This is a genomic window from Pseudomonas sp. GM102, assembly GCF_000282555.1.
Lineage (GTDB): Bacteria > Pseudomonadota > Gammaproteobacteria > Pseudomonadales > Pseudomonadaceae > Aquipseudomonas.
Genome location: NZ_AKJB01000072.1, coordinates 48,006 through 59,426, shown reverse-complemented (window position 1 = coordinate 59,426; position 11,421 = coordinate 48,006). Strand labels below are relative to the sequence as shown.

At 59.9% G+C, this 11,421-nt stretch carries 9 protein-coding genes; 8 read left to right on the top strand and 1 reads right to left on the bottom strand.

The features are described 5' to 3' along the window. Nucleotides 1-302: 302 nt before the first annotated feature. From PMI18_RS10175 to PMI18_RS10195, 5 genes are all read left to right on the top strand, one after another. Nucleotides 303-1,085 (top strand): MetQ/NlpA family ABC transporter substrate-binding protein, encoded by a 783-nt coding sequence (locus PMI18_RS10175; protein ID WP_007903157.1) that lies wholly within the window; start codon nt 303-305, stop codon nt 1,083-1,085. Between the two features lie 611 nt (nt 1,086-1,696). Continuing rightward, complete coding sequence (locus tag PMI18_RS10180) at nt 1,697-2,362, top strand: amino acid ABC transporter permease (RefSeq protein WP_007903153.1); 666 nt, start codon at nt 1,697-1,699, stop codon at nt 2,360-2,362. Beyond that, nucleotides 2,343-3,002, top strand: a complete 660-nt coding sequence (locus tag PMI18_RS10185) for an amino acid ABC transporter permease (RefSeq protein WP_007903150.1) — start codon at nt 2,343-2,345, stop codon at nt 3,000-3,002. Before PMI18_RS10180 ends, PMI18_RS10185 begins: the two co-directional genes overlap by 20 nt. After that, nucleotides 2,999-3,781 carry an amino acid ABC transporter ATP-binding protein gene (locus PMI18_RS10190; protein ID WP_007903149.1) on the top strand — a complete coding sequence of 261 codons (783 nt, stop codon included), beginning with the start codon at nt 2,999-3,001 and terminating at the stop codon, nt 3,779-3,781. The genes PMI18_RS10185 and PMI18_RS10190 overlap by 4 nt, the downstream gene beginning before the upstream one ends. After that, nucleotides 3,778-4,659, top strand: a complete 882-nt coding sequence (locus PMI18_RS10195; protein WP_007903148.1) for a transporter substrate-binding domain-containing protein — start codon at nt 3,778-3,780, stop codon at nt 4,657-4,659. The genes PMI18_RS10190 and PMI18_RS10195 overlap by 4 nt, the downstream gene beginning before the upstream one ends. 129 nt (nt 4,660-4,788) lie before the next feature. Here PMI18_RS10195 and PMI18_RS10200 read toward each other — a convergent pair whose 3' ends face one another. Further along, nucleotides 4,789-5,958, bottom strand: coding sequence for an AAA family ATPase (locus PMI18_RS10200; RefSeq protein WP_007903147.1), 1,170 nt, complete (start codon nt 5,956-5,958; stop codon nt 4,789-4,791). Nucleotides 5,959-6,183: 225 nt separating this feature from the next. On the opposite strand from PMI18_RS10200, the gene PMI18_RS10205 reads away from it, so the two are divergent. Genes PMI18_RS10205 through PMI18_RS10215 form a run of 3 tightly spaced genes read left to right on the top strand, consistent with a single transcriptional unit; the run spans nt 6,184 to nt 11,401 of the window. Further along, on the top strand, nt 6,184-7,287 hold the full coding sequence (locus tag PMI18_RS10205; protein ID WP_007903144.1) for an efflux RND transporter periplasmic adaptor subunit: 1,104 nt from the start codon (nt 6,184-6,186) through the stop codon (nt 7,285-7,287). Then, entirely contained in the window at nt 7,284-8,351 is a 1,068-nt protein-coding gene (locus tag PMI18_RS10210) for an efflux RND transporter periplasmic adaptor subunit (RefSeq protein WP_007903142.1), read from the top strand. Before PMI18_RS10205 ends, PMI18_RS10210 begins: the two co-directional genes overlap by 4 nt. After that, entirely contained in the window at nt 8,348-11,401 is a 3,054-nt protein-coding gene (locus PMI18_RS10215) for an efflux RND transporter permease subunit (RefSeq protein ID WP_007903140.1), read from the top strand. The genes PMI18_RS10210 and PMI18_RS10215 overlap by 4 nt, the downstream gene beginning before the upstream one ends. Nucleotides 11,402-11,421 lie beyond the last annotated feature (20 nt).

Genomic DNA, 11,421 nt, shown 5'->3' with positions numbered 1-11,421 from the left:
TCGCGGGCAAGCCTCGCTCCAGAGGTTCATGTTCCGGGCTTTTTGTAGGAGCGAAGCTTGCTCGCGAAGCAGACGACTCGGTCTGTCCGGGAGGACGCCTTCGCGGGCAAGCCTCGCTCCTACAGGGTTTTGCGCGAGTTAGATCTGTATGAACAAAATGGAATATGAAAGTGAATAAAAGATATTATTCGGGAATAAAAAATCCCGGTATTGTCCGCGTCACGCCAGCGATAGCACATCACTGGCACTCGTACTAATCAGCCGTCGTCGATGATGGCCGCGAATTTCGATAAGGACACTGCATGAAAAAGGTTCTGTTGTTCACCGCATTGGCGGCTGCCCTGACCGCGGGCCTGGCCCAGGCTGGCGAGAAACTGGTGGTTGCGGCGACGCCGATTCCACATGCCGAGATTCTTGAATTGATCAAGCCAACCCTCGCCAAAGAAGGCGTGGACCTGGAAATCAAAGTCTTCACCGACTACGTTCAGCCGAACGTGCAGGTCGACCAGAAGCGTCTGGACGCCAACTACTTCCAGACCCTGCCGTACCTGAAAAACTTCAACGAAGGCAAAGGCACTAACCTGGTGACCGTGATCGGCGTGCATGTCGAACCCTTCGGCGGCTACTCGAAGAAAGTCAAAAGCCTGTCTGAGCTGAAAGACGGTGCAACCATCGCCATCCCGAACGAAGGCAGCAACAGTGGCCGTGCCCTGATCCTGCTGCAGAAGGCTGGCCTGATCGAGTTGAAAGACCCGAAGAACGCCGTGGCCACACCGAAAGACATCGCCAAGAACCCGCACAACTTCAAGTTCAAGGAACTGGAATCGGCCATGCTGCCGCGTGTTCTGGATCAGGTCGACCTGGACATGATCAACACCAACTACGCGCTGGACGCGGGTCTGAACCCGGCTAAAGATGCACTGGTGATCGAAGGTGCCGATTCGCCTTACGTGAACTTCCTGGTGGCTCGTCCGGACAACAAGGACAGCGTTGCCATCCAGAAACTGGCCAAGGCGTTGACCAGTCCTGAAGTGAAAGCATTCATCGCCCAGAAGTACAGCGGCGCGGTACTGCCGGCGTTCTGATCTAACGCAGTATCAAACCCCTTCAAGGTTTTAACGCCGACGGCTTTCGATAGCGTCGGCGTTTTTGCGTATTCGCACTATCTGTGGCGAGGGAGCTTGCTCCCGCTCGGCTGCGAAGCAGTCGTAAACCCAGCCAACGCTTTATATCTGATACATCGCGGTGGATGGGTTTGGGAGTCCTTCGGCCTCCAGCGGGAGCAAGCTCCCTCGCCACAAGGAATCTGCTCTCGGTCTAGGCCACTCTGGTCTTCAGCGCCTTGCGCAACGCCACCAGCAATTTCACGATGTCTTGCGGGTCCAGCCGCTGCGGCACTTTTACGTCAGCCATTCTTCTCTTCCTTGTGATGGTTCGGCCGGGGGGAGTCTGGCCAAAAGCTGTACGTCCTTGGAGGGGCTTTTTGAAAAAAAGATCCGTCCTACAGCTGAAAGAAAAATAGTCGTCTTCCCCAGTCTCGGCAAATCCGCAGGATAGTCTTTTGCGTGATATCAATATGCTTTAACGGTATTTAAATTCTACTTTTTATACCTTTAAAGTCGGTGCCTGCCGGGTGGTTATCCACTGCCCATGGACTGCGCCATCGTCGCTTACCGAGCGGCGTACAGGATGTTCAATGACTTTCGATTACGCGTTTATCCTCAGCACCCTGCCGGCGTTTCTCAAAGCCGTGGGCGTGACGCTGCAGGTCGGCTTTATCGCCATCGGCACTTCGTTGCTGGTGGCGCTGATCAACGCGACGATTCTGGTGTTTCGCACACCCTACCTGCAACGCCTGGTCGGGCTGTATGTGGAACTGGCGCGAAACACGCCACTGCTGATTCAGTTGTTCTTCGTCTACTTCGCCTTACCGGCGCTGGGCATCAAAGTCTCGGGCTTCGCGGCGGCAATCATCACCATGACTTTCCTTGGCGGCGCCTACCTCACCGAAGTCCTGCGTGCCGGCGCGGATGCGGTGCCCCAGGCGCAACTTGAGTCCGGCCGCTCCATCGGCTTGTCCCACGGTCAATTGCTGCGCTACGTGATCCTGCCGCAAGCCGGCATCCTCAGCTTGCCGTCGCTGTTTGCCAATTTCATTTTCCTGCTCAAGGAAACCACCGTGGTCTCGGCGGTGGCGGTGCCGGAGATTCTCTACACCACCAAAAGCTACATCGCGCTCTACTACAAAACCTACGAAATGCTCGCCGTGCTGACGCTGATTTGCGTGCTGCTGTTTTTGCCGTTGTCGCTGCTGCTCAGCCGTCTGGAAAGGAGGCTCCAGCATGGCCAGTTCGGGTCTTGAGTTGCTCTGGGTGTCGTTGCCGCAACTGGGTAAAGGTGCTGCGCAAACCCTGTCGATCTCTTTTTTGAGCATCGTCATCAGCACAATGGGCGGCGTGCTCTACGGCGTGTTGCGCACGCTGAATTCGAAATGGCTGAACGCGATTCTGCGGGTCTATCTGGAGCTGTTCCGGGCAATCCCGGTGTTGGTCTGGCTGTATTTGCTGTTTTTCGGCTTGCCGATCTTTTTTGGGCTGAGCATTCCGAGCTTCTGGTGCGCGGTTCTGGTGTTGTCGCTATGGGGCGCCAGCGAAGTCGGTGAAGTGGTGCGCGGCGCCTTGCATTCGTTGCCGCGTGGTCAGCGTGAGGCGGGGCTGTCGATCGGTCTGGATGGCCCGCAACTCTACGGTTACGTGCTGCTGCCTCAGGCGCTGAAACGCATGACGCCGCCGACCATCAACGTCTACACGCGCATTATCAAGACCAGTTCCCTGGCGGTGCTGATCGGCGTGGTGGATGTGATCAAGGTCGGTCAGCAGATCATCGAACGTACCTACGAATCGGTGCTGATCTACGGTGCGCTGTTTCTGTTTTTCTTTTTCATCTGCTACCCGCTGTCGGCCGCCTCGCGCGTGCTGGAGCGGCGCTGGACGCAAGCATGAGTGCATTGATCGAGTTCAAGGGTTTCAACAAGTTTTTCGGCGAGCAGCAGGTGCTCGACGGCATCGACCTGCAAGTGAAACCGGGCGAGGTGATCGTCATCCTCGGCCCCAGCGGCTGTGGCAAAAGCACCTTGCTGCGCTGCCTCAACGGCCTGGAAGTCGCTCACAGCGGCAGCTTGAATTTTGCCGGACGCGAGTTGTTGGACAAGGGCACCGACTGGCGCGAAGTGCGTCAGCAGATCGGCATGGTCTTCCAGAGCTATCACCTGTTCCCGCACATGAGCGTGCTCGACAATCTGTTGCTCGGCCCGCTCAAGGTACAGAAGCGTGAACGCCGTGAAGCCCGCGCGCAGGCCGAGGCCTTGCTGGAACGCGTGGGCCTTTTGGACAAGCGTGACGCCTTCCCGCGCCAGCTCTCCGGCGGCCAGCAGCAACGCATCGCCATCGTCCGTTCGCTGTGCATGAACCCCAAGGTTATGCTCTTCGACGAAGTCACCGCGGCCCTCGATCCGGAAATGGTCAAGGAAGTGCTCGAAGTGATTCAGGGCCTGGCCCGCGAGGGCATGACCCTGCTGATCGTCACCCACGAAATGGCCTTCGCCCGTGCGGTGGCCGACCGCATCGTGTTCATGGACGCCGGGCGCATCCTTGAACAACACCCCCCCGAGATTTTCTTTACGAACCCGCAAACCGCACGAGCGCAGCAGTTCCTGGAGAAGTTCTCCTACGTCGCCGCACTACCCAAAACGACTCAAACAAAGGAACTGGAACTGTCATGAAAACTGCCAAGTCTTCTCTGCTGCTGCTCCCGCTGTTCGGCCTGGCGCTGCTGGCCGGCTGCAACAAAACCGAAGAACCGACAAAGCCGAAAGCCGCAAGCGTCAGCACCGCACCGGCCGGGTACCTGGAAAAAATCAAAGCCCGGGATAAGCTGATCGTCGGCGTCTTCACCGACAAGCCGCCGTTCGGTTTTGTCGATGAGGCCGGGCGCTACGTGGGGTTCGATACTGATATCGGTCGTCAATTCGCCAAGGATCTGTTGGGTGATGAGAACAAGGTCGAATTCGTTGCGGTGGAGCCGGCGAGCCGGATTCCGTTCCTGCAAAGCGACAAGGTCGACCTGATCCTGGCCAACATGACCGTCACCCCGGAGCGCAAGGACGCGGTGGACTTCACCAACCCGAACCTCAAGGTCGCGGTGCAGGCACTGGTGCCGCAGGCGAGTTCGGTGAAGAACCTTGATGACCTGGCGACCCGCACCACCATCGTGACCACGGGCACCACGGCGGATATCTGGCTGACCAAGAATCATCCGGACTGGAAACTGCTGAAGTTCGAGAAAAACTCCGAGTCTTTGCAAGCCCTGGCCAATGGTCGCGGCGACGCTTATGCGCAGGACAACCTGGTGCTGTTCAGCTGGGCCAAGCAGAACCCCGGTTACCGCGTGCTGGAGGAAAAACTGGGTGCTGAAGCACCGATCGCACCGGCAGTGAAGAAGGGCAATATCGAACTGCGCGACTGGGTGAATGTGGAGTTGGCGAAGTTGGGTGAGGAGAAGTTTCAGCTCAAGCTGTACGACCAGTATGTGCGTAAAGAATTGAGCGATGACACCAAGCCTGAGAGCGTGATTGTCGAGGGTGGAAAGTGGCAGGGGTGATTTGCTTCAGATGATCGTTCCCACGCTCTGCGTGGGAATGCCTCTCGGGACGCTCCGCGTCCCTGCGGCTGTGACGCAGAGCGTCACTGGCTGCATTCCCACGCAGAGCGTGGGAACGATCAGTGTGTCTCAATCCGGCCAATACCACGCCGGCTCATCCAGCATCCGCTGCCCGACCATCCCGGTCTGGCCGAAATTCTTCTCCAGCACAATGCAATTGCATTCCGGGTCTTGCTGCAGCGCCGAGATCAACCGCCGCGCATGAGACACCACCCACACCTGACACTGCTCGGACGCTCGAATAATCAAGCGTGCCAACGCCGGCAGCAGGTCTGGATGCAGACTGGTTTCCGGCTCGTTCAACACCATCAACGTCGGCGGCCGAGGAGTCAGCAATGCCGCAACCAGCAACAAATAGCGCAACGTCCCGTCCGACAACTCGGCGGCGGACAACGGCCGCAACAATCCTTCCTGATAAAATTCGATCGCAAACCGCCCACCCTGCAGCGGCGCGATGTTCAACGTTGCACCGGGGAATGCATCGCTGATCGCTGCCTGCAACGCGTCGGGATCGCCGATTTCGCGGATGGTCTGTAACGCTGCGGCGAGGTCGCGACCGTCGTGGTGCAACACTGGCGTGCGGGTGCCCAGTTGCGGTTGGCGCACTGGCGCGTCGGCGTCGCTGCGAAAGTGGTCGTAGAAGCGCCAGCGGCGGATGAACTCACGCAGCTGCAAGACTTCCGGCGAGGTGCGCAAGCTACCGACCTGATCGAACAGGCTGTCGAAGTTCGGTGTGTGCTGCGCCAGTACTTCCCAGCCGCGACCGACCCGAGCGCGGATCATCGGGCCGTCGCGATCCACCAGCAGGCTGGCCGGGCGATAGAACGGCCCGGACCAGATGCATTCCTTTTTGATTTCCGGGTCGAGGGAAAAGTACGTCACATGGTCTGGCAGCGGCATGGGTAGCCCCAGCGCGATCGCATAACTGAAATCATCACCGGCAAAGCCCAGACGCAAACGCTTGGGTGACTGGCGCACGCTTGCCTCGACCGGCACTTCGCCGTTACGCATACGCCGGCTGATGTTTTCCGGCCCGGCCCAGAACGTCGAATCCAGTCCACCCTCGCGTGCCAACGCATTGACCACGCCACCTTGAGCGGTTTCCGCCAGCAGGCGCAAGGCGCGGTAGAGGTTGGACTTGCCGCTGCCGTTGGGACCGGTGATCAGGTTCAACCGGCCAAGCGGAATCACCAATTTATTGATCGAGCGGTAATTGGCCACCGCTAGGGTTTTGAGCATGGGAAGCTTCCTGCTGCATGGTTTGATCGTTCCCACGCTCCGCGTGGGAATGCATCCCGTGACGCTCCGCGTCACAGTGGACGCAGAGCGTCCATGGCGGCGTTCCCACGCAGAGCATGGGAACGATCAGTGGAGTATAAGGATCGCTCGTGCAGACGTGGAACGCTGTTCTAAGCTCACAGTCGTATCGTCACTGGCAGGTTTGTACAACGCAAAGGAGTTTGCATGGCAGGTCCCGGATTGAAATTAATGGTTGGCCTGAGTCTCATCGCCTTGCTGACCGCCTGTGGCGATAAAAAGCCCGTCGAGAAGGACCGCCCACGAGTCTTCGTGCAAGAGGTCAAACCATCGGATTACGCCGCCGCGGTGACACTCACCGGCGACGTCCAGGCGCGAGTACAAACCGAACTGTCGTTCCGCGTGGGCGGCAAGATCATCCAGCGCATGGTCGATGTCGGTGACCGGGTTTCGGCCAAACAAGTGCTGGCCAAGCTCGATCCCAAGGACCTGCAAACCAGCGTCGACTCTGCCCAGGCCCAGGTCGTTGCCGAACAGGCGCGGGTCAAACAAACCGCCGCCGCCTTCGTTCGCCAACAAAAACTCCTGCCCAAGGGCTACACCAGCCAGAGCGAATACGACTCCGCCCAAGCCGCCTTGCGCAGCAGCCAGAGCGCGCTGACCGCCGCTCAAGCGCAATTGGCCAACGCCCGTGATCAACTGAGCTACACCGCGTTGATTGCCGATGCGCCGGGGGTGATTACCGCGCGCCAGGCTGAAGTCGGCCAAGTGGTACAAGCCACAGTGCCGATTTTCAGCCTGGCCCGGGACGGCGAGCGTGACGCGGTGTTCAACGTGTACGAATCACTGCTGACTGAGCCGCCGGCGGATAGATCGATTGTGGTCAGCCTGCTCGACAACCCGAAAATCAAGACCACGGGCACCGTTCGGGAAGTCACGCCAGCCGTGTCCGCGCAGACCGGCACGGTGCAAGTCAAAGTCAGTCTCGACAGTCTTCCCGAGGGCATGCAGCTCGGATCGGTAGTGAGCGCCACCGCAAAACCGGTGGGCAAAACCGCAGTGGAGCTGCCTTGGGCGGCGCTGACCAAGAACCTCAGCGACCCGGCCGTGTGGCTGGTGGACGCCGAGGGCAGGGCGCAATTGCACACCGTCACCGTCGGCCGTTACCTGACCGGCAAAGTCATTGTCAGCGCTGGCCTCAACGGGGGCGAAAAAGTCGTCACTGCGGGTGGCCAGTTACTGCATCCGGGTGTGCGCGTGGAGATTGTCGAAAACACTTACCAGCCCTCAGCGACAGGAGCCCAGCCATGAAGCGTCTGTTGCTGTTGTCCGCCGGTTTGTTGCTGGTCGCCTGCTCCAAGGAGGAAGCGCCGCCAGAACCGGTTCGGCCGGTGTTGTCTGTGGAAGTGAAGGCGCTCAATCAAGAAAACCTCGGCCGGTTTGCCGGCAGCATCCAGGCCCGTTACGAAAGCAACGTCGGTTTCCGGGTGCCGGGGCGTATCGCCAGCCGTAACGTCGATGTTGGCGCAGAAGTCCAGAAGGGCGCGTTGCTCGCGACCCTCGACCCCACCGATCAGCAGAACCAGTTGCGCTCCGCCCAGGGGGATCTGGCGCGGGTTCAGGCGCAGCTCATCAACGCTCAGGCCAACGCCCGGCGTCAGCAGGAACTGTTCAATCGCGGGGTTGGCGCACAGGCGCAGCTGGACATCGCCCAGACCGACCTGAAAACCACCCAGGCGTCCCTCGATCAAGCCAGGGCTGCTGTCGATCAGGCACAGGACCAACTCAACTACGTTGAGCTGCGCGCCGATCACAAAGCCATCGTCACCGCGTGGAACGCCGAAGCCGGGCAAGTGGTCACGGCCGGCCAGCAAGTGGTGACCCTGGCGCAGCCGGACATCAAGGAAGCGGTGATCGACCTGCCCGATACCCTGGTCGATCAGTTGCCAGCCGACGTGGTGTTCCAGGTCGCCTCACAACTGGACCCGAGCATCACCAGCACCGCCATCGTGCGCGAGATCGAACCCCAGGCGCAAAGCGCGACCCGCACCCGTCGTGCCCGCCTGAGCCTGGCCGATACGCCGCCGGGCTTTCGCCTCGGCACGGCGATCAGCGTGACCCTCAGCTCCGCGATCAAGCCGCGCCTCGAACTGCCGGTGAGCGCGCTGCAGGAGGTCGATGGAAAACTGCGGATCTGGGTCGTTGACCCACAGACGCAAACCGTTTCGCCACGGGAGGTCAGCCTGATCAGCCGGACTGATGCCACGGTGGTCCTGGCCAACGGCGTGAAAACCGGTGAGCGGGTGGTCAGCGCGGGCGTGAACAGCCTCAAACCGGGGCAGAAAGTGAAAATTGACGAGGGCAGCCCGCAATGAAAGGGAGTTTCAACTTATCCGAGTGGGCCCTCAAGCATCAGTCGTTTGTCTGGTATTTGATGTTCGTCGCGCTACTGATGGGCGTGTTCTCGTACCTGAACCTCGGTCGTGAAGAAGACCCCTCGTTCACCATCAAAACCATGGTGATTCAGACTCGCTGGCCCGGCGCGACCCAGGAACAGACCCTCAAGCAGGTCACCGACCGGATCGAGAAAAAACTCGAAGAACTCGACTCGCTCGACTACGTGAAAAGCTACACCCGCCCCGGCGAATCAACGGTCTTCGTTAACCTGCTCGACACCACCAGTGCCAAGGACATCCCGCAAATCTGGTACCAGGTGCGCAAGAAGATCAACGACATTCGCGGTGATTTCCCGAAGGGCCTGCAAGGGCCGGGTTTCAACGACGAGTTCGGCGACGTGTTCGGTTCGGTGTACGCCTTTACCGCCGATGGCCTGTCGATGCGCCAGTTGCGCGATTACGTGGAGCAGGTGCGTGCCGAGATCCGTGAAGTCCCGGGGTTGGGCAAGGTCGAGATGGTCGGCGAGCAGGATGAAGTCCTTTACCTGAACTTCTCCACTCGCAAACTCGCCGCGCTCGGCATCGATCAGCGTCAGGTGGTGCAAAGCCTGCAATCACAGAACGCCGTGACCCCGGCCGGGGTGATCGAGGCCGGCCCGGAGCGGATTTCGGTGCGGACCTCGGGCCAGTTTGCCTCTGAAAAAGACCTGGCCAATGTCAACCTGAAGCTCAACGATCGCTTCTATCGACTGGCCGACATTGCCAACATCAGCCGTGGCTACGTCGATCCGGCCACCCCGGAGTTTCGCTTCAACGGCCAGCCGGCCATTGGCCTGGCGATCGCCATGAAGAAGGGCGGCAACATTCAGGACTTCGGCAAGGCGCTGCACCTGCGCATGGATGAGCTGACGGCGGACCTGCCGGTGGGCGTCGGTGTACACACCGTTTCCGACCAGGCTGTAGTGGTGGAAGAAGCCGTCGGCGGTTTCACCAGTGCGCTGTTCGAAGCCGTGGTGATCGTGCTGATCGTCAGCTTCGTCAGTCTTGGCGTGCGCGCCGGGCTGGTGGTGGCGTGTTCGATTCCATTGGTGCTGGCGATGGTCTTCCTCTTCATGGAATACAGCGGCATCACCATGCAGCGGATCTCCCTCGGAGCGCTGATCATCGCCCTCGGCCTGCTGGTGGACGATGCGATGATCACCGTGGAGATGATGGTCACACGCCTGGAAATGGGCGAAACCAAAGAGCAGGCGGCGACCTTCGCCTACACCTCGACCGCATTCCCGATGCTCACCGGCACCTTGGTCACCGTCGCCGGTTTTGTGCCGATCGGCTTGAATGCAAGCTCGGCCGGTGAGTACACCTTCACGCTGTTCGCCGTGATCGCAGTGGCGATGCTGGTGTCGTGGATCGTCGCCGTGCTGTTCGCCCCGGTACTCGGTGTGCATATTCTGAGCGCCAATGTGAAACCTCACGACGCAGAGCCTGGGCGCATCGGTCGGGCGTTCAATGGCGGCCTGCTCTGGGCCATGCGCAATCGCTGGTGGGCCATCGGCATCACCGTGGCGCTGTTTGTGCTCTCGGTGTTTTCCATGCAGTTCGTGCAGAACCAGTTCTTCCCGTCCTCCGACCGCCCGGAAATTCTCGTCGATCTGAACCTGCCGCAAAACGCTTCGATCGCCGAAACCCGCAAGGTGGTGGACAAGCTCGAAGCGACGTTCAAGGATGACCCGGACATCGTGCGCTGGAGCACCTACATCGGTGAGGGGGCGATCCGTTTCTACCTGCCCCTCGACCAGCAATTGCAGAACCCGTACTACGCGCAACTGGTGATCGTCAGCAAAGGCCTGGAATCGCGCACGGCCCTGACCGAGCGTTTGCAAAAGCGCCTGCGCGAAGAATTCGTCGGTGTCGGCAGTTACGTCCAGGCGCTGGAAATGGGCCCGCCGGTGGGGCGGCCGATTCAGTACCGGGTCAGCGGCAAAGACATCGATCAGGTGCGCAAACATGCGATTGCCCTGGCGACCGAGCTGGATAAGAACTCGCACATCGGCGAAATCATTTACGACTGGAACGAGCCGGGCAAAGTCTTGCGCATCGACATCGCCCAAGACCGGGCACGGCAATTGGGGCTGTCGTCGGAGGATGTGGCGAACCTGATGAACAGCATCGTCGTCGGCTTGCCGGTCACGCAGGTCGATGATGATATCTACCTGATCAACGTAGTGGGTCGTGCCGAGGATGCCGAGCGCGGCAGTCCGAAAACCTTGGAGAACTTGCAGATCGTCACTCCGAGCGGCACGTCGATTCCGCTGCTGGCGTTTGCCACGGTGCGTTATGAACTCGAACAGCCGCTGGTCTGGCGTCGTGATCGCAAACCGACCATCACCATCAAGGCGGCGGTGCGCGACGAGATTCAGCCGACCGACCTGGTGCAACAGCTACAGCCAGACATCGATAAGTTCGCCGCCAGTTTGCCGGTGGGCTACAAAGTCGCCACCGGCGGTACGGTGGAGGAAAGCGGCAAGGCTCAAGGGCCGATTGCCAAAGTTGTGCCGTTGATGCTGTTTTTGATGGCGACCTTCCTGATGATCCAGTTGCACAGCGTGCAGAAGCTGTTCCTGGTGGCCAGCGTCGCGCCGCTTGGGTTGATCGGCGTGGTGCTGGCGCTGATTCCGACCGGCACGCCAATGGGCTTCGTGGCCATCTTGGGGATTCTGGCGCTGATCGGCATCATCATCCGCAACTCGGTGATTCTGGTGACCCAGATCGACTCTTTCGAGAAGAGTGGCTACACACCGTGGGACGCGGTGGTGCAGGCCACGGAACACCGGCGCCGGCCGATTCTGTTGACGGCGGCGGCGGCGAGTTTGGGGATGATCCCGATCGCCCGGGAAGTGTTCTGGGGGCCGATGGCCTACGCGATGATTGGCGGGATCATCATCGCGACGTTGCTGACACTGCTGTTTTTGCCGGCGCTGTACGTGGCCTGGTACAAGGTTCGCGAGCCGAAGAATGAGTCTGCCTAATGATCGTTCCCACGCAGAGC

Bases quoted from the DNA above. Each gene is read 5' to 3' on its own strand.
- PMI18_RS10175 (WP_007903157.1), top strand. From the start codon at position 303: ATGAAAAAGGTTCTGTTGTTCACCGCATTGGCGGCTGCCCTGACCGCG.
- PMI18_RS10180 (WP_007903153.1), top strand. From the start codon at position 1,697: ATGACTTTCGATTACGCGTTTATCCTCAGCACCCTGCCGGCGTTTCTC.
- PMI18_RS10185 (WP_007903150.1), top strand. From the start codon at position 2,343: ATGGCCAGTTCGGGTCTTGAGTTGCTCTGGGTGTCGTTGCCGCAACTG.
- PMI18_RS10190 (WP_007903149.1), top strand. From the start codon at position 2,999: ATGAGTGCATTGATCGAGTTCAAGGGTTTCAACAAGTTTTTCGGCGAG.
- PMI18_RS10195 (WP_007903148.1), top strand. From the start codon at position 3,778: ATGAAAACTGCCAAGTCTTCTCTGCTGCTGCTCCCGCTGTTCGGCCTG.
- PMI18_RS10200 (WP_007903147.1), bottom strand. From the start codon at position 5,958: ATGCTCAAAACCCTAGCGGTGGCCAATTACCGCTCGATCAATAAATTG.
- PMI18_RS10205 (WP_007903144.1), top strand. From the start codon at position 6,184: ATGGCAGGTCCCGGATTGAAATTAATGGTTGGCCTGAGTCTCATCGCC.
- PMI18_RS10210 (WP_007903142.1), top strand. From the start codon at position 7,284: ATGAAGCGTCTGTTGCTGTTGTCCGCCGGTTTGTTGCTGGTCGCCTGC.
- PMI18_RS10215 (WP_007903140.1), top strand. From the start codon at position 8,348: ATGAAAGGGAGTTTCAACTTATCCGAGTGGGCCCTCAAGCATCAGTCG.